This window comes from Thermaerobacter sp. FW80 (genome assembly GCF_004634385.1).
GTDB lineage: Bacteria > Bacillota > Sulfobacillia > Thermaerobacterales > Thermaerobacteraceae > Thermaerobacter > Thermaerobacter composti.
Genome location: NZ_CP037895.1, coordinates 1,516,048 through 1,534,200 on the forward strand (window position 1 = coordinate 1,516,048; position 18,153 = coordinate 1,534,200).

Annotated in this window: 15 protein-coding genes; 12 read left to right on the top strand and 3 right to left on the bottom strand. The window is 72.2% G+C overall.

Annotated elements, in window-relative coordinates:
• The first annotated feature begins 341 nt into the window (after positions 1 to 341).
• Complete coding sequence (locus E1B22_RS06420; protein WP_135225004.1) at positions 342 to 1,226, top strand: manganese catalase family protein; 885 nt, start codon at positions 342 to 344, stop codon at positions 1,224 to 1,226.
• 494 nt (positions 1,227 to 1,720) lie between these two features.
• Positions 1,721 to 1,954 carry a hypothetical protein gene (locus tag E1B22_RS06425; protein ID WP_135225005.1) on the top strand — a complete coding sequence of 78 codons (234 nt, stop codon included), beginning with the start codon at positions 1,721 to 1,723 and terminating at the stop codon, positions 1,952 to 1,954.
• Between the two features lie 114 nt (positions 1,955 to 2,068).
• Here the strand turns inward: E1B22_RS06425 and E1B22_RS06430 are convergent, their stop codons facing one another.
• Positions 2,069 to 2,500, bottom strand: coding sequence for a Fur family transcriptional regulator (locus E1B22_RS06430; RefSeq protein WP_135225006.1), 432 nt, complete (start codon positions 2,498 to 2,500; stop codon positions 2,069 to 2,071).
• 331 nt (positions 2,501 to 2,831) lie between these two features.
• Between E1B22_RS06430 and E1B22_RS06435 the strand changes: the two genes are divergently transcribed.
• The 6 genes from E1B22_RS06435 (at position 2,832) to E1B22_RS06460 (ending at position 9,390) form a co-directional block, all read left to right on the top strand.
• Positions 2,832 to 3,746, top strand: a complete 915-nt coding sequence (locus E1B22_RS06435) for a metal ABC transporter ATP-binding protein (RefSeq protein WP_243123192.1) — start codon at positions 2,832 to 2,834, stop codon at positions 3,744 to 3,746.
• A 313-nt stretch (positions 3,747 to 4,059) separates the two neighbouring features.
• A complete protein-coding gene (locus E1B22_RS06440) occupies positions 4,060 to 4,887 on the top strand; it encodes a metal ABC transporter permease (protein WP_135225007.1) in 828 nt (275 codons plus the stop codon).
• Between the two features lie 211 nt (positions 4,888 to 5,098).
• Entirely contained in the window at positions 5,099 to 6,211 is a 1,113-nt protein-coding gene (locus E1B22_RS06445) for a metal ABC transporter solute-binding protein, Zn/Mn family (protein WP_135225008.1), read from the top strand.
• Positions 6,212 to 6,313: 102 nt separating this feature from the next.
• On the top strand, positions 6,314 to 7,696 hold the full coding sequence (locus E1B22_RS06450; protein ID WP_135225009.1) for an MFS transporter: 1,383 nt from the start codon (positions 6,314 to 6,316) through the stop codon (positions 7,694 to 7,696).
• A gap of 366 nt (positions 7,697 to 8,062) precedes the next feature.
• Positions 8,063 to 8,746 (top strand): SCO family protein, encoded by a 684-nt coding sequence (locus E1B22_RS06455; RefSeq protein ID WP_167758862.1) that lies wholly within the window; start codon positions 8,063 to 8,065, stop codon positions 8,744 to 8,746.
• 86 nt (positions 8,747 to 8,832) lie between these two features.
• Positions 8,833 to 9,390, top strand: a complete 558-nt coding sequence (locus tag E1B22_RS06460) for a copper chaperone PCu(A)C (RefSeq protein ID WP_167758863.1) — start codon at positions 8,833 to 8,835, stop codon at positions 9,388 to 9,390.
• A gap of 216 nt (positions 9,391 to 9,606) precedes the next feature.
• On the opposite strand, the gene E1B22_RS06465 is transcribed toward E1B22_RS06460, so the two are convergent.
• Positions 9,607 to 10,068 (bottom strand): Hsp20/alpha crystallin family protein, encoded by a 462-nt coding sequence (locus E1B22_RS06465; protein ID WP_243123840.1) that lies wholly within the window; start codon positions 10,066 to 10,068, stop codon positions 9,607 to 9,609.
• A gap of 48 nt (positions 10,069 to 10,116) precedes the next feature.
• Complete coding sequence (locus tag E1B22_RS06470; protein WP_135225013.1) at positions 10,117 to 11,886, bottom strand: ABC-ATPase domain-containing protein; 1,770 nt, start codon at positions 11,884 to 11,886, stop codon at positions 10,117 to 10,119.
• A gap of 364 nt (positions 11,887 to 12,250) precedes the next feature.
• Here E1B22_RS06470 and fmdA point away from each other — a divergent pair, with 364 nt between their 5' ends.
• From fmdA to E1B22_RS06500, 4 genes are all read left to right on the top strand, one after another.
• The gene (gene fmdA, locus E1B22_RS06475; protein ID WP_243123193.1) at positions 12,251 to 13,489 is read left to right on the top strand and encodes a formamidase; all 1,239 of its coding nucleotides are present in this window, start codon (positions 12,251 to 12,253) and stop codon (positions 13,487 to 13,489) included.
• 692 nt (positions 13,490 to 14,181) lie between these two features.
• A complete protein-coding gene (locus tag E1B22_RS06485) occupies positions 14,182 to 14,655 on the top strand; it encodes a helix-turn-helix domain-containing protein (protein ID WP_135225015.1) in 474 nt (157 codons plus the stop codon).
• A 3-nt stretch (positions 14,656 to 14,658) separates the two neighbouring features.
• Positions 14,659 to 15,132, top strand: a complete 474-nt coding sequence (locus E1B22_RS06490) for a type II toxin-antitoxin system VapC family toxin (RefSeq protein ID WP_135225016.1) — start codon at positions 14,659 to 14,661, stop codon at positions 15,130 to 15,132.
• A gap of 470 nt (positions 15,133 to 15,602) precedes the next feature.
• Positions 15,603 to 18,095: a S9 family peptidase gene (locus E1B22_RS06500; RefSeq protein WP_135225017.1), complete on the top strand. Its 2,493-nt coding sequence runs from the start codon at positions 15,603 to 15,605 to the stop codon at positions 18,093 to 18,095.
• Positions 18,096 to 18,153 lie beyond the last annotated feature (58 nt).

Sequence of the window (18,153 nt, forward strand, 5' to 3'; positions counted from 1 at the left end):
GGGCCTGGCGGGCCACGTTTGGGCGGCGGTCCCGTCCAGGCGGCAGAGGAGGTGGGCCGGTGGTGCAGGGGGAGACCGGGACCGGCGGCGACTGCTGGTGCAGGATCGCGTCCACGGTCCTGGAGGTGTTGTTGACCCAGGCCCTGTGGCTCGGTGTCCGGATCGGCTGGCCCGCACGGCGGCTCCCGCGGCGATCGGCCGGGGCGAGACCGCGGCGCTGGGGGCTTTCCCGCGGCCGTCGCGAACGCCGCGCGCGGGATCGCGCCGCCGTCCGGCACCGACGGATGACGGCCTGAGCTGCGGGACCGCCGCCCGCAGCTTGCCGGTGGGAGGGAGAGAGCGTGTTCCTGCGCATCGACCGCTTGGCCGTGGAGTTGCCGCGACCGAAGGAGGCGGACCCGAACGCCGCCGCGGCGGTGCAGGAGCTGCTGGGCGGGCGCTTCGGCGAGATGTCGACGCTGATGAACTACACCTACCAGTCCTTCAACTTCCGCGGGCGGGAGAAGCTGCGGCCCTACTACGACCTGCTGGTCAACATCGCCACGGAGGAGCTGGGGCACATCGAGCTGGTGGCGGCGACCATCAACCTGCTGCTGGAGGGGAGCACGCGGCCGGGTGCGCCGGAGACGGCGCCGCTGGCGGTGGCGAAGGACCTGCGCAACACCCACCACTTCATCGCCACGGGACAGGCGGCGCTGGTGGGCAACTCCATGGGCGCGCCCTGGAGCGGCGACTACGTGTTCTCCAGCGGTAACCTGGTGCTGGACCTCTTGCACAACTTCTTCCTGGAGTGCGGGGCGCGGCTGCAGAAGATCCGGGTCTACGAGATGACGACGAACCCGGTGGCGCGGGAGATGATCGGCTATCTGCTGGTGCGGGGCGGCGTGCACGTGCTGGCGTACGCGCGGGCGCTGGAGACGCTGACGGGGGTCGAGGTGGCGCGGATGCTGCCGATCCCGGACATCGACAACAGCAAGTTCCCCGAGGCGCGCAAGTTCGAGGCGATGGGGATCCACCGCAAGCTGTACCGGCTGAGCCCGGACGACTTCCGCGAGGTGGCGCGGATCTGGAAGGGGACGGCACCGGACGGCGGGCAGCTGGAGGTGGTGGACGGCGCGCCGGAGGGCGGGCCCGTGCCCGAGCTGGCGGAGGTTCCGGAGAGCTTCGTGCCCGGTATCGACCCCGGGGAGCTGCAGGAGCTGGCGCGGAAGCTGGCCAGCGCCTGAGGGGTCCGGGGCCCGCGGGGAACGGCGCACCCGCAGGGAACGGCGCTCCCGCCGGGGCCCCGGCGGACGGAGGGCGTTGGCGACGGCGAGGGGGACGCCGGGGCGAGCAGTCGGTTGGTGGCTGGAGGCGAGCAACTCGGCGGATGTCGCTGGGCCACGCGCCCGCGGCCCGGCGGCGGTTCCGCGGAACCGCCGCCGGGCCGTCGCGTTCCTCCGGCATGTGGGCGTCCCGCCCCGCGCGCAGTCGCCTCCGGGGCCTGCAACCTGCGCGGCCCACCCGCCAAGGTCGCGGTGCGCCCACCGCCATGGTCGTCGTGCGGGTCGTTCATGACGGGGCGGCGGCCGGCGCATCCTGACCTCGGTGGCGTCCGGGCACGCTGGCAAGGCGATGGCCGCTCCGGTGCGGGTGCACCGACGCGTGCTTCCCGGACGGCGGCCCGGACGCGGTCGGCAAGGAGGCCGTCGGTCGTGGCCGCTCAGGAGGAGGGTCGACGATGGCGGACGAACGCGGCAACGCCCACGAGGCACCCCGGGGTGCCGGCGAGGACGAGTCCTTGGGTGGGCAGGCCGGTGCGGCGGCCTGGGATGCGGTCCAGGCGCAGCTTCACGAGATGGTCGACCTGGCTCGGGACCTGGAACGGCACCTGGAGGGGCTCCACGGTGCGCGGGCCCACCGGCTGCGCCGGCTCGCCGAAGAGGTGGTCGAGCGGCTTCGGCCCGGCCCGTGACCCGGCCGCCCGATGGCGCATCGCCCGCCTGATGGCGACTCGCCCGCCCCACCGCCGCCGATGCCCGCGGCTTGCCGCCGGCGCCAGCGTCGCGAGGCCGGCCCCCTTCGCCCCTCAGCCGGCCGGCTGGCAGCGGCTGCAATAGCCGTAGACCTCGAAGGCGTGTCCCACCACGCGGAACCCGGGGTCCTGGGTCGGGACGGCGTGCAGGGTGGCCGTCGGGCACCACTCGACGCAGAAGGACTGCCCGCAGGCGACGCAGACGAAGTGGTGGTGGTGGCGGTCATCCCCCTGGTACTCGAAGCGGGTCCCGTCCCGGCCTTGCAGGTTGACGGGGCTGATCAGCCCGCAGTGCGTGAGGAGGGTCAGGTTGCGGTAGACCGTGTCCAGGCTGACCCTGGGATGACGGGCCCGCACCGCGTCGGTCACCTCCCGGGCGGTGACGGGCCGACCCGCCCGCATCACCGCCCGGAGGATCTCTAGGCGCTGCGGGGTGACCTTCAGCCCCCGTTCCTTCAACCGCTGGACCGCCCGCTGGAAGTTCACCGTGCCCCGACCTCCACAGCCGCCGACCCGGTGGGGCGGGAGTCGGCGTCCCGCTGGACCCGGGTTGGAAATCGGAATATTCCGAAATGGCTCGCTGCCGGTCGTCCCCGTTTCGTCGTCCCCTCGTCACCTCCAATCTAGCGGTGACGGCCTCCGGTGTCAAAGATTGCGCCCAGGCCAGGGCGAGCCATCGGGTCCGTCGGCCGCGGACCCGGTGTCCACCGGCGCCCGCGGGGTGGCCTGCTCCCTTGACAGGCCGGGGTGTTGGCCGCTATTACTAGTTCGGAATATTCCGATTCCACATCGCGAGTCGGAGGCGGAGGCCCGAGCCATGGCGTCCAGCCTGGGTCATGCCCGACGCGACCGCGGCGAGCCTGGACCCGCGCCGGACGAACCGGTCCACGGTGCGGGCGCGCCTGCGGGCGACCGGGGCGCCGAGCGGCACGCCGGCAGCGGGGGTCGACGCGCCCCGGCGGGCGAGCCAGGGGGGGCCACCCGTCCCGGTTCGAGCGGCCCCGCCGTGGTCGAGCTCGAGGACGTCGCCTTCGCCCACGGTGCCGACCCGGTGCTGGACGGCGTCTCCCTGACGGTGCGACGCGGCGAGTTCCTCGGGCTGGTGGGTCCCAACGGCTCGGGCAAGACCACGCTCCTCCGCGTCCTCCTCGGTCTCCTCGCGCCCACCCGCGGCCGGGTGCGCCTCTTCGGCCAGGACGTGCGAGCCTTTCGCCAGTGGTGGCGCGTGGGCTACGTCCCCCAGCGACCGGCTGCCCTGGCCGGTGGGTTTCCCGCCACGGTGGAGGAGGTGGTGGCCACGGGGCTCGTGGCCATCGGCCGCGCGTCCGCCGCGGCGCGACCGCGGTCGCCGCGGGAGGCCCTGGCCCTGGTCGGCATGGAGCACCTGGCGGGGCGTCCCATCGGCCGCCTCTCGGGCGGCCAGCAGCAACGGGTCTTCCTGGCCCGGGCGCTGGTCGGCCGGCCGGAGCTCCTGGTGCTGGACGAACCGCTGGAGGGCGTCGATGCCGCCACACAGGACCGCTTCTACCGGTTGCTGCGGGAGCTGCGGGAACGCGACGGTCTGACGGTGATCCTGGTCTCCCACGACGTCGGCGTCGTCAGCGCCGAGGTGACCACCCTGGCGTGCCTGAACCGGCGCCTGTTCTTCCACGGGCCCCCCGAGCGGTTGGCGCCGGGGACCATGGCCGAGCTCTACGGGTTCCCGGTGACCACCGTGCGTCACCGGCACTGATGGCTCGACCCGCCCGAGGGGGAATGGGTGACCGGCGGCAGCGCGGCGGCGTCCGCTGTCTGGACCGGTGGCGAGCCGAGGTGGCGGTCGGTGACTCCCTCTGTCGCCGGCAGCCGGTGGGCGGCGCGGCGCCGGCATGCGCCCCGCGGCCCCGATGGCGGAGGGCGTCCTCGGCTGCCGGCAGCCCTGCTGGCGGCGGGGCACTCCTGCCGTCGTGCCGGTGGGGGCGTCGGACGACCGATTCCTGCCCGGGCCGGCGGGAGGAGGGCCAGCGGCGGAGCGCGGGCGGGCGTCGGCGGAGGGAGGACGGGCGATGGCCGGCGTGAAGGAGCTGTTCCAGTACGACTTCATGGTTCGCGCCCTGATGGCCGGCACGCTGGTGGCGCTGCTGGCGCCGGTGGTGGGGACCTTCCTGGTGCTGCGACGCCTGTCCCTCATGGGGGACGCGCTGGCCCACGTCGCCCTGGCCGGACTGGCCGGGGGGCTCTGGCTCGGGGTGTACCCCACCGGTACGGCCCTCGGACTGGCCGTGGCGGCGGGTGCGGCCATGGAGGCGCTGCGGGCCCGCTACCGCCGGCATGGCGAGCTGGCGGTGGCCATCACGCTGGCGGCGTCCGTCGCCCTGGCGGCCGTGTTCTTCAGCCTCGGGGGGACGGGCGGGATCGACCTCTTCGCGTACCTCTTTGGCAGCGTGCTCACCGTCAGCCCGGCGGACGCGACGCTGATCGCCGGCTTGACGCTGGCGGTGCTGGGGGTGGTCGCGGTGCTCTACCGCGACCTGCTGGCCCTCACCCTGGACGAGGAGCTGGCTCGCGTCACCGGCCTGCCGGTGGGGGCCCTCAACGGCCTCTTCACGATGATGGCGGCCGCCGCCGTGGCGGCCAGCATGCGGGTCGTGGGGGTGCTGCTGGTCTCGTCGCTCATGGTGCTGCCCGTGGCGGCCAGCCTGCAGGTCGCCCGCAGCTTCCGGGCCGCCCTGGGCCTGTCCGTCCTGTTCGGCCAGCTGGCGGTGGGGGCGGGGCTGGTGGTGGCATACTGGCTGAACCTGCCGCCGGGCGCCACGGTGGTGCTGGCGGCTGTGGTGCTGCTTTTGGGCGCCCTGGCGGCGCGCCGGCTCTGGCCCGATCTGGGGCCGGCCTGAGGGGAGGAGCCGCGGCAGCCCGGGCGCGGCACCCGCGGTGGACGCAGGCGAGGAGCCGGGTCCAACGCCGGCAGGGGTCCGGGCGAGCGCCCGGCCCGAGAGCCGCGGCCGGCCCAGGCGGCAGCCCGGGCGCGGCGCCCGCTGAGCACACGGGACGGCGCGGCCCCGATGCCCGCGGTGGGCTCAGGAAAGGCAAGAGGGAGGGGACGGCATGCCGCTGCCGATGCCGGATGTGGTTGCGCGGGGCGAATCCCGCCGCCGACGGGGGCGGCGGGGATGGGGGCGGTGGGTCGGCGGGCTGCTGGTCGCCCTCATCATGGCGCTGGCCGCGCTGGCCGCCGGTTGCGGGCCCCGGGGCGGGGGTGACGGCCCGGCCGCCCCGGGGCGTGCGGGTTCGTCGGAGGAACGGGCGCGCCTGCCGGTGGTGGTGACCTTCTACCCCCTGGAGTACATGGCGCGGTCCATCGGCGGCGACCGGGTGGCGGTGACCGCCCTGATCCCGCCCGGCGCCGACGCCCACCACTGGGAGCCGCGCCCGGCCGACGTGCGGGCCGTGGCGGAGGCGCGGGTCTTCATCTACAACGGCGCGGGGCTGGAGCCGTGGGTCCCGCGGCTGCTGAAGGCCGCGGGCCGCTCGGGGCGGATCGACGTCGAGGCGGCAGCCGGCCTGCCCTTGGTCCCCGCAGGCACCGCCACGCGGGTCCTGGGAGCGGGGGGCGGATCCGCCGGCGCCCCGGCCGACCGGGACGGTCACGGGCATGGGGACCACGGGCACGCCGAGGGGAGCGCCGCCGACACCCCACCGGATCCCCATGTGTGGCTGGATCCCGCGTTGGCCGCCCGCCAGGTGCGCACCATCGCCGACGCCCTGGGGCGGGCCGATCCCCCGGGACGCGCCGTCTACCTGCGGCGCGGTGAGGCGCTCGCCCGCCGGCTGGAGGAGCTGGCTGCCGAATACCGGCAGCTGGCCCGCTGCCCGCGGCGGGAGCTGGTGGTCAGCCATGCCTTCCTGACCTATCCGGCCCACCGCTACGGGCTCGTCCAGATCCCGATCGAGGGCTTCGCGGAAGAGCGGGAGCCGGGCCCGCGGCAACTGGCGGCGGTGGCCGCGTTCGTCCGGGAACGGGGCCTGCCCTACATCGTGGTCGAACCCGGCGCCGCCGGGGCGGCCGCGACGCTGGCCCGGGAGACCGGGGCGCGGCTGCTCGAGGTCCATCCCCTCGAGACGCTGACCGCGGCCGATCGCCAGGCGGGGCGGGACTACCTGTCCTTGCTGGAGCAGAACCTGGACCGGCTGCGGCTCGCGTTGGGCTGTGGCGGCTAGGGCCTGGCGTCGGCGGGAGGGAACATCCTTCGGGTCGCGAAGTATCCTGCATCCTTCCCCAGCCGACCTGCCATCCGCCGGGCGGAGGAGGCGACCGTCGTCGTGCGAGGCGCCCTCGGCTATCTGGTGCTGCTCAGCATCGCCCACCTGGTCACCGACCTCAACCAGGGCGGCATGCCCGCCTTGCTGCCCCAGCTCAAGGAGGACTACGGCCTGACCTACGCCCAGCTGGGCGTGGTGCTGCTGGTGCTGAACATCACCTCGTCGCTGATCCAGCCGCTCTTCGGGTACTGGAGCGACAAGCGGCCCCAGGGCTGGCTGGTGGCGTTCGGGCCCCTGCTGGCGGCGGCGGGGCTGGCGCTGGTGGGGTTCGCGCGGAGCTATGAGGGCGTGCTGCTGGCGGCGGTCCTGTGCGGGATCGGCGTCGCCCTCTTCCACCCCGAGGGGGCCCGGGCGGCCCGCGGCGTCGCGGGGGGACAGCGGGCCACGGCCATGTCCATCTTCTCCGTCGGGGGCAACCTGGGGTTCGCCCTGGGACCGGTGGTCGCCGTCGCCCTGGTGCGCGCCTGGGGACCGGAGGGCCTCGCCTGGCTGGTCTTGCCCGCGGCGTTGCTGGCCGTCGCAGCCATGGCCGCGTTGCCGGGCATGGCGCGGCGGGAACGGGAGGCCGCCGCGGGCGCGGTGCGCCACCCGGCGGCTATCGCCTCGGGGACCGCGGCGCCGCCGGGACCGTCGGGCAGGGGGCGAGTCGCAGCGAGCGGCGAACGGTCGTCCGGAGACGCGCAGCCGGCGACCGGCGCGGCGCGCCGGGACCGGCCCGCCACCGGGACGGGGAGCGGGGCGGGGTCTGCGTCCGCGGCGAGTGCGGGGCAGGCGGCTGCGCCCAACTGGTTCGCCGAGGCGCTCCTCATCGGGGTGGTGGGCGTCCGGTCGTGGTTGCAGTTCGGCGTCCTCAGCCTGATGCCGTTCCTCTATTTGGAGAAGGCGGGTGCCGACGGGGTCTCCACGGGCGTGCTGCTCTTCGTCTTCCTGGCCGCGGGGGCCGTGGGGACCCTGGTGGGAGGGCCGCTGGCCGACCGGATCGGGACGCGGACGGTGCTGATCGCGTCGATGGCGGCGCTGATCCCCTTGCACTGGGCGCTGGTGCACGGACCGGCCTGGGCGACCCTGCCGCTGCTGGCGGCCACCGGGTTCGCCCTGGTGGCCACCTTCAGCATCACCCTGGTGATGAGCCAGGACTTCATGCCGGGCCATGTGGCCGTGGCCTCGGGGCTCAACACCGGCTTCTCCATCGGCCTGGGCGGCATCGGGGCCGCCGCCCTGGGGGCCCTGGCGGACCGCTGGGGCCTGGAGGCGACCCTGTCCGCCATGGTGCTGCTGCCGGTCATCGGACTCTTGCTGACCCTCCTGGTGCCGGTGCCCGAGCGGGACCGGCGGCAGCGGGGGGCGCAGGCCGCGGGCCGGGCGCGGCCGGCCGAGACGTGAGGGAGGGGCGCCGGACCGTCCGGTTCCGGTGGAGGCACCGGGGAGCGGCGTGCCCGCGCCGGATGCGGGCGTCATGCTATGCTCCGGACTGGCACGATCCTCGCCCATGAACCGCAACGCCTCACCGTGGCCGGTGCTGCCGGCCACTGCGTCACTCCTCCCACCGCGTGCGCCACACAAGGATGATGGACCACGACGTAGTCTATGGCAACTCGTTCCATCGGGCCAGAACCGGATGCGCTCCGTGAGCGACCGGGCTTACACTGGAGTCGGCGGCAGATCCCCCGGTGGCGATACCCGTGGTGACCCGGGTGCCCCATGGGGAGCACCCGTGCGCCCAGCTACCGGTGGCGAGGGGGCGATGCGATGCGCAGGCGATGGTGGCTTGCACTCGCTGGCCTGGCGGTGGTCGCCGTCGTGGCCCTGGTGGTGCTGCAAACGGGAGCCGGCTGGGATCCGCGCCCCAATGGCCCCGCGACGCCGGCCCCCGAGCCGGCGGCCGGCTCGGGCGACAGCAAGGGCGAGGGCGGCTTTCGCGGCATGACCCTACTGGATCCGCAGCCGGCGCCCGATTTCGCCCTGCCCGCGGCCGATGGTTCGACCTTCCGCCTGGCCGACCAGCGCGGCAAGATCGTGCTGCTCTTCTTCGGCTACACCTACTGTCCCGACGTCTGTCCGGCCACTCTGGCCGTATGGCGGGAGCTGGCGGACCGCTTGCAGGACGATGCTGACAGCGTCCGTATGGTGTTCGTCACCGTGGACCCCGAGCGGGATACGCCCGAGCGGCTGCGGGAGCACCTGCCCCAGTTCGGCCGGCACATCGTCGGCCTGACGGGGACGCGGGAGCAACTGCGGCCCGTGTGGGATGCTTACGGCGTGAAGCCCGAGCGCATCGAGCTGCCTGAGAGCTCCATGAAGTACGCGGTAGCCCACCCGGCCCAGGTGTACCTGATCGACCAGGAAGGGCGCCAGCGCCTCCTCTATCCCCTGGGCTTCACCGCCGAGGACATCGAGGCGGACATCCGGTTGCTGCTGGCGCAGGGGAATTGAACCCGGCCTATAGTCTGTTACGGTCGATCCCGGCCCGGCGACTGCTCGGCCACGGGTCGCCTTGACCTGAGAGGAGGGCCGTAATGGTGCGATCGTGGCGGAACGTCATGCGCTTTCGCTTTCTGGTGCTCGCCGGCGCCGTGGCCATCGTCCTCGGCGCCCTGGCAGGCTGCGGCGGCCAGGCCGGGTCGACCCGGCAACCTGCGCCCGGTGGCGGTGCCGAGCAGGCCGGCGGGCCCGGGGTGACGATCACCGATGCCTGGGTACGGGCGGCCGCTGAGGGTGACATGTCGGCGGCTTATTTCACCGTGACGAACCAGGGCCAATCCGCGGTCCGCCTCACCGGCGTGCGCACCGGCGTCGCGGGCGAGGCGGAGGTTCACGAGAGCATGCAGGAAGGGAACACGGTGCGCATGCAGCCCGTCGCTGCCGTGGAGATCCCGGCCGGCGGCCGCGTCACCTTCGCCCCCGGCGGGTACCACGTGATGCTCATGGACCTGAAGCAAACGCTGCACCCCGGGGACCGGGTCGACCTGACCCTGGTCTTCGAGGGCGGCCTGGAGGTGCCGGTGACCGCGGAGGTCCGGGACACGGCCGGCACGAGCACCGGTGGAGGTGGAGGGGAGCATTCGGGAGGGCACTGACGCGCCGGCCGGTGGCCGGCAGGCTACCCCGCCCTGGGCCGGGCCGGTAGCCAAGGCGCCGTCCCGCCCTGGGGCATGGACCGCCGCGGCCGGGGAGCCCCGGCTTAGGGGAAGCCCCGGCCGCATCCCCTGGACTTGGCCGGTCGCGCCGGCCCGTTCCCGAATCCTCCGGCCAGGCCGGGGCTCTTGCCCGCGTCGGAGGTTCGCGCGCTCCCCCTACGTCCCGGTCACCGGCACGCGCCGCCCGCGCCCCTGATCCTGCACCTTGGGGATCTCGACCCGCAGCACGCCGTTCCGGCAGCGGGCCTGCGCCCCCTCGGGGTTGACCCGCTCCGGCAGCGGCACCACCCGGTGGAACCGGCCGAAGCGCCGCTCCATCAGGTAGTACCCGTCGCCCTCGTTGCGGGTCTCGCGCCGGGTCTCGGAGCGGATCACCACCCGGTCTTCGTAGACGTCCAGCTGGATGTCCTCCGGCTCGACCCCGGGCATCTCCGCTTCAACGACCACCTTGTCCCCGGCGTCGGTGACGTCGACGGACGGGCGCTGGCCGAAGGCCCAGTCCGCCTCGCCATCCAAAGCGCGCCAGAAGTCCCACGGGCGCCAGAACATCTCACGCCAGCTGCCCAGGCCGCGGCCGGCAGGCGCGGGCCACGACCAGCGGTCCAGGTCGGTGCGCATCCCCACGCGGACCACCTCCTGTCCATCGGTGCAGGCGGGCCGTTCCCGCTAGGAAGTATGTCCGCGGGAGTCCTCGCCAACCGCCGGCCCGCGCACCTCCACCCGCAGGGAACGCAGGCGGTTGATGGCCGCTCCCACCTCGAACAGCCGCGGCAGGGCCAGGTCGCCCGCCGGGGTGGGGAAGGGGGAGACGCGGTCCAGGCCGTGTTCGTCCAGCTCGGCGTACAGGGCCTCCAGAGCCTCCCGCAGGGTGCGCCGGCCGTCCAGGTAGCGGCCTGTCATGTACCGGATCATGGCGCCCACCGCCCGGGTCTGGGAGGGGTCCACCAGCTGCTCGACGGCGCTCAGATCGATCTCCTCGACGCCGAAGGTGATCTCGTCGGTGCCGTGGGCGCGGATCTTGACCTTGGCGCCGCGGCGCGGATCCAGGCTGGCCGGAAGCGGCACCCGCTGGGGTACGGGCGGGAAGGGGCCGGGGTCTTCGGCGATGCGCCCCGTGGGGAAGCGGGCGGCCACCTCCCGGGCCTCGGCCGTGGCGTCCTGGGCGCGGTAGGCGTCCATCCGGATCACGGTGTCGGCCACGTCCAGGTAGTCGCCCGCCCCGCCCACCACCAGGATGCTGGAGACGCCCCGGTCGCGGAAGAGCGCCCGCACCCGGTCGATGAAGGGCGTGATGGGCTCGCGGTCCTTGCTGACCAGGGCCTGCATGCGCCGATCCCGGATCATGAAGTTGGTGGCGCTGGTGTCCTCGTCGATCAGGAGCACCCGCGCCCCCAGCTCCAGGGCCTCCATGATGTTGGCCGCCTGGCTGGTGCTGCCCGAGGCCTCGTCGGTGGAGAAGCGGCGGGTGTCGGCGTCGAAGGGCAGGTTGCGGATGAACGGGCTGATGTCCACCTGCTCGATGCGGCGGCCGTCCTCGGCCCGGATCTTCACCGCCGTGGGGTCCGTCACCACCAGTTCCCGGCCGTCGCCGGGGATGTGGTCGTAGACGCCGCGGGCCAGGGCCCGCAGCAGGGTCGACTTGCCGTGATAGCCCCCGCCCACGATCAGCGTGACGCCCCGCGGGATGCCCAGGCCCCGCACCTTGCCCCGGTGGGGGGTGTCCAGCTCGACGGCCAGGGAGTCCGGCGCCGTGAAGGGGATCACCCGCGGCCCGCGCAAGGGCCGGTCGCTGACCCCGCTCTCCCGGGGGAGGATCGCCCCGTCGCCCACGAAGGCCACCAGGCCGTGCTCGGCCAGCGCCTCGCGCAAGGCGGCCTGGTCCTCGGCCACGGCGACGTGTCGCTCCAGGTCGCGGTGGTCGCTTGGCTTGAGGACCAGGGCCGTCTCCACCAGCCTCGGGACATCCTGGCACAGCATCTCGATGGCCTGCCGGCCCAGGATGCGACGGCCCGCGGCGGGCAGACCCGCGAAGAAGCGCACCTCCACCCGATGGGGGTGGACCACGCAGGCCGTCCGCGGGAGGATCTCCTGGCCGGGGCGGTCGACGGTGATCAGACCGCTCTTGCCGCTGCCGCGCCGCGCGGCGGCGGCCCCTGCCGCGCGGTGGAAGCGGCGCAGCAGCCAGTCCGCGGTGGCGGTGCGGCGAAGGGGCGTGGCGGCGGCCCAGTCCGGCAGCTGCATCCGCGCCGGCGCCATGATGATGCGAAGCCGCGAGGGGGCGGCGAAGGGGTCCCCCTGGACGTGGTCGATGGCCAGGACGAACGAGCCGAAGTCGTAGCTGCCCGCGATGTCCTTGTAGGCCGGGTAGCCGCGGCCGTCGATGCGGCCGAGGATCTGCCGCAGGTCGTCACGGGTGCGGGTCACCGTCGCGCGCACGCTGGTTCGACCTCCGGGAACTCGCGGTCCGGGTGCGCAGCCCGGGACCTCGGTGCCGTCGGCGGGGGACATGCGCACCCGCTTTGCATGTTACCGTGCCCCGCGGGGCGGGGCTACGCGGTGCGCCAGCAGGCTGGCCCAGGCCATGGCATGGGAAGGCCAAGCAAGGAAATATAGCGTATGCTGTCCTGTCAGTACGCATTCTGTCAACGGTGCCGCAGAATAGTCCGAAAAACCCACTGCGGCACAGGAAACGCTGTCCCAGTTGCTCGCAACTCGCCACAGGATCCCTGGATACGTTTGAGGACGCCCCATCTGGCGGGTACGCTGGAAACATCCCAGTACCAAGTGATGCAAAGGGGGTGTGTTCATCTTGGGGCGGCCGCTGATCGAAGTCGATCCCACGCGACCTGTGGAGGAACAGCGGGAGGTCTTACAGAATCGTTGGCACCCGGACATCCCGGCTGTCGTTGAGGTGCGTCCTGGAGACACGTTCGTCGTAGAATGCTTGGACTGGACCGGGGGACAGGTCCGTAACGATGATGATGCCTCCGACATCCGGGACATGGACCTGACTCCCAACCACCACCTAACAGGCCCCATTGCTGTCCGTGGAGCGGAACCAGGAGATATCCTGGTGGTCGACATCCTTGACCTGGGTCCGCACCCCAAGATGAAATGGGGCTATACGGGAATCTTCGCGAGGTCCAATGGCGGCGGCTTCCTGACGGACCACTTCCCTGAGGCGCATAAAGCGATCTGGGACTTTCACGGTGTTTACGCGACATCCCGACACGTGCCCGGCGTGAAGATTCCTGCGATTCCTCATCCGGGCATTTTAGGCACGGCACCGTCTCACGAGTTATTGCAGCGTTGGAACGAACGCGAGCGTAAACTCATTGCACGGGATCCGAACCGCGTGCCGCCCCTTGCGTTACCGCCAGAGCCGCGTAACGCCATTCTCGGTTCGTTGCGTCCCGGAACCCCGGAATACGAGCGGATTGCCCGAGAAGCGGCACGGACGATACCCCCACGCGAGAATGGGGGAAACCGCGACATCAAAAACCTCACCCGCGGCGCTCGTGCCTATCTTCCCGTTTACGTACCTGGGGCAAAGCTGACGGTCGGTGATCTCCACTTCACCCAGGGTGATGGCGAGATCACGTTCTGCGGTGCCATTGAGATGGCCGGGTGGATTGAGTTACACGTCGATCTAATCAAGGACGGAATGAACAAGTACGGGATCCGGCATCCGATGTTCGAGCCAAGCCCGATCGAGCCGCGGTTTTCACGCTATCTGGTATTTGAAGGATATTCGGTCGATGAAGAGGGGGAACAGTATTACCTGGACCCCCATGTGGCCTACCGACGGGCGTGTCTCGAAGCGGTCGAGTACCTCAAGGGATTCGGTTATACCGGGGAGGAGGCGTACACCATCTTGGGGGCAGCACCCGTAGAGGGGCGTATCAGCGCGATCGTGGACATTCCTAACGCCTGCTGCACGTTGTGGCTGCCCACGGAGATCTTTGAGTTCGACATCCGACCCGGGACCCAGGGGCCCGTTGCGCGGGTCCAGGGTGGCCGGCTGGCCCGGGCCAGGTGAGGCGGCGAGGTGGATCGATCACCGGCAAAGGGCGCGGAGGCGGGCCAACCCCCGCGCCCTTGTGATTTGAGGACCGGGGGCGTTGGAGCCTGTTGCTCCGTGAACGCACCGCTGGAGCTCCCCGACCGGCCGGGATCCGTCCTGGTTGGATCAGGAGCGGGTGGGCGGTGCGGACGGGGAGGACGTGCTGGTATCCGTCAACGGCGAGGGGGAGATCGTGCTGAACCCGCTCCCGCGGCCGCGGAGCCTCAAGGCGCTGGGGAAAACGTACTGGCGGTACCGGGTGGCGAGAAGACAGAGGCGCGGACGGCCGTTCGCAACCAGCGAGCCTGCCGCTGGGTGGAAGAGCACGGCCTTGAGCCGGTCGAAGGCTCGGTGCTGGCGGGGGTGGCGGCCGGCCAGAGGGCGCGGTGAGGAGGTCGCCCGTGGCCACGTGGCTGCGGGACACCGACGTCATCCACCCCACACGCCCGCTCCCCGGGTCGGAATTCCGGCCCGGGGCTTTGGTTTTTACGGGTCGGTTGTCCGCCGGAACCGGGTGTGGCCAGGCCGGAGATGTGCTGGCGCTCCTGTATGGCGCGCGGCACCCTTGGCCAGCATAGGCATAGAAGAAATGCGCGATACGTGCGAAATGTTGCCCAAGGAGGAGCGGAGGGGCTAGAGTGGTGGTAGGAAGAGAGGGGGTCCGGCTCATGTCCGTGGCGCTGAACCTTGACCGGCAGACGGTCGAGGCGTTGCGGCGGACTGCCGCGTCGGATCAGCGTGCGGCGTTGAGGGAGCATCTGCTGGAGCGAGTCGTCGATCCCATGCTGGAAGCGATTACGAAGCTCATCAACGAGAACCCCGACGCGGCGCACCAGGGTCTTCGCTTGGAGCTGAGCATCCAGGCCGAGCGGCTTGAAGGAGAGTATCTGACGACGGCGGAGGTTGCGCGGCGCTTTCGGGTCAGCCAACAGCAGGTGCGCCGATGGTGCGAGAGCGGCCGGATCCAGGCGGAGAGGACGCCTGGCGGAACCTGGCGAATCCCTGCGGCCCAGTTTCAAGGCAAGCTGACCTCCGTTCCGTTTGAGAGCAAGCAGAAGCCGAAGGACTGGGCGGGCCTGGCAGGGGCTTGGGAGGACTACCCCGAGCTGGGCCGGCAAATCCGGGAAGATCGCGAGGAATGAGGCGTGGCCGAACAAGAGGCGTTCGTCGTCGATACTACCGTGGCCACGCACTTCCTCGAAGGACACCCTGCTGTCGTCCAGTGCCTGCAGGAGCTTCGGGCGCGAGGCTGCCGCATCTTCTTTTCAGAAGTGACGCGGGCTGAATTGCTGAGTACCGCCGGTCTGACACCGGAACGCATTCAGGAGATCGAGGCACTCATGGACCTCTCGGACGATGTGATCGCGGTCGATGCCGAGATCGCGCGCAAGGCCGGGGAGCTGCGGCGGCTCCGGCAGCGGGGACGGGCAGGCGAGCGGTGCCCGACATGCGGCAAGCGTCTCGAAGGGAAGCTGAAGCTGCCCGACGCTTTAATCGCGGCAACGGCTCTGTCCGAAGACGCGGTGCTCATAACCGACAACGAGCGGGATTTCCGCGGTTTGCCGATCCAAATTCTGAACCCGTTAGCCATCGCAAATGGGGATCAGGCAGACCGTTGAGCGAGGCGGGACGCGGACCGGGCCGGGTGAGCCGGCCCGGTCCTTTGCCTTGTATGGGTACGACGACCCCCTGGCGGTGTTGGTCTCCAGCCGTTGCGGTGCCGGTCTTACCCGGCGGCCGGCCGGCGCCGGATTCCCGCTTCCTCCGGGGCCGCCTGCTGTAAAGCAGGTCTTCCGCCCCGTCCACGGGCGTTTCCCGTCTGCGGGCCACTCCCGGCGACGGCGGCCACAAGGCCGCGACATTCCACGCTGTGCTCTCGTCCCGGTCGAGCCGCCCGAGTCGGGGGTGGCGCGCTGGGGCCTTTCCGATGGTGTCCAGAGAGAGCCGTACCTGCGCCGGGCTTCGCATGCCCGACCCGCCCACGGTCGGGGAGAGGGTTCCCGTACTCCAGCTCGAATCCCCCCAACAGGTCCATCGCCAGCGAGCCGGCCCGCGGGGGCCGGCTCGACCCATCGACCGAGGTGACGTCATGACGGGATCCCATGGTGCGACCCAGCCTGCCAACGGCCGGCGCCCCATCACCTCCCGCGACCTGCTGGACCTCCGGTTCGTGGGCGATCCCCGCATCGCCCCCGACGGGGACCGGGTGGTGTGGGTCGAGCGCTGGATCGACGCCGACCGGAACCAGTACCGGTCCAACCTGTACGCGGCCCCGGCGTCCGGTGAGGGCCCGCCGGCGCCGCTGACCACCGGACCGGGCATCGACCGGGCGCCCCGGTGGTCGCCTGACGGCCGCTGGCTGGCCTTCCTCTCCGACCGGCCGTTGCCCGGCGACGGGACAGGGAGGAGGGCCGGCTCCGCAGGCAAGGCCGGCGAGGCCGCCGGCCGGGGGAACGAGAAGCCCCGGCCCCAGCTCTATCTCTTGCCGGCGCACGGTGGCGAGGCGCGCCTGCTCACCCGCTTCAAGCAGGGGGTGAGCCCCGCCGGCTGGTCGCCCGACGGCCGCTACCTGTCGGTGGTGGCGCAGGTTCATCCGGAGCGGGGGCTGGAGGCCGTTGGGGACCCCGAGCCGGGCGACGACGATCCGTACCGGCGTCACACCCGCGGCGTGAAGGTGATCCGCCGGCTGGCCTACAAGTTGGACGGCGTCGGCTACTTCACCGATCACCGCCACCATGCGCTGGTGCTGGACCTGGGGGACGGCGATGCCCACCTGGCGCAGGTCGCCCCGCCCGGTGCGGCCACCGTACCCTGGTTCCAGATCACCGCGGGCGAGTACGACGTTCGCTGGGTGACCTGGATGCCCTCGGGTCGCGAGCTGCTGGTGGTGACGAACCCGCATCCCGACGCCGACCGCCAGCCCTGGACCGACGTCTACCTGGTGCCCTTCCACCCGGCCGGCGGGGAGGGCGGGGCCGGTTCCGGGGCGACCGGCGAGGGGCCCCTCGACCTCTCCCGCGACCCGCTGCCGCCGGGCGTCCGCAAGCTGACCAGCTCGGACCTCGACGTCTACGAAGCGCTGCCGTCGCCCGACGGCCGCTGGATCGCCGTCCGGGGCCAGGACGCCCGCCGCTACCGGGCCTATAGCAACACCCACCTGTACCTGATCGCCGCCGACGGCAGCCAGCGGCGCTGCCTCACCGCCGAGGCCGACCTGACGGTGGGCGACGAGAGCGTCAACGATGTCGTCGGTGAGCCCGGGGCCGTGATGGCGTGGGCTCCCGACGGGTCGGGTCTCTATGCCCTGGTCAGCCGCCGTGGGGAGGTGCAGCTCTACTGGTTCGGGGTGGACGGGACGATCCGCCCGTTGACCGATGGTCCGCAGGTGCTGCGGGGGATCAGCATCGACCGGGCGGGCCGGCGCTGCGCCTACCTTCGCTTGACGGCGACGGAGCCGGGCGAGGTGTGGATCGCCGAGCTTCCTTCCCGGGATGAACCGGCCGCGGCCGCCGTGGGCGGCGGCGGGGCGGCCGCCGCCCCGGGCACGGCAGGGGACGGCCCCGCGGAGGCCGGTGCCGGTTCCTCCGGCAAGGATGGCCGTACTGCCGCCGTGGAGGCCGGCCTCGCGGCGGCCGACGGTCCGACCGAGGGGCCGGCCGGCGGGGCGACCCGCAACGGCCACCCCGTGATCCAGGGCCGGCGCCTCTCCCGGGCCAACGACCGGTGGCTGGCCGAGGTGGAGGTCGTCGAGCCGGAGCACTTCACCTTCGAATCCGACGGGAACGTCCTCGACGGCTGGCTCATGCGGCCCGTGGGCTTCGAACCGGGCAAGCGGTACCCGGCGATCCTCCAGATCCACGGCGGCCCCATGGCCATGTACGGGTACGCCTTCTTCCACGAGTTCCAGCTGCTGGCCGCCCGCGGCTACGCCGTGTTCTACACCAACCCGCGGGGCAGCCAGGGTTACGGCCAGGCCTTCTGTGCGGCCATCCGGGGCGACTGGGGCAACCGCGACTACCGGGATCTGATGACCTTCGTCGACGCGGTGCTGGAGCGGTACGACTTCATCGATCGACAGCGGCTCGGGGTGGCGGGCGGCAGCTACGGGGGCTACATGACCAACTGGATCGTCACCCACACCGACCGCTTCCGGGCGGCGGTGACCATGCGCTGCGTGGCCAACGAGCACAGCTTCTTCGGCACCAGCGACATCGGCTTCTACGACCTCTTCGACCTGGAGGTGCCGCCGTGGGAGGACCCGCTGCGGTACCTGGCGATGTCGCCCATCCACCACATCGCCCGGTGCAAGACGCCGCTCCTGGTGATGCACTCGGAGATGGACCTGCGCTGTCCCATCGAACAGGCGGAGCAGCTCTACACGGCGCTCAAGGTCCTCGGCGTGCCGACGGAGTTCGTCCGCTTCCCCGAGGAGAGCCACGGCTTGAGCCGCGGTGGCAAGCCCTGGCACCGGGTCTACCGGCTGGATCGCATCGTCGACTGGTTCGACCGCTACCTGCAGCCGGAGCGGTCGACGGGGGCGCGCTCGCCGGCGCCGTCGGAGGAACCGGCGGCCCGGGGCTAGGCCCGCGGCCGCGACGCGCCAGGCCCAGCTCCTTCTCGGTCGTCCCCCGGGGCGGACC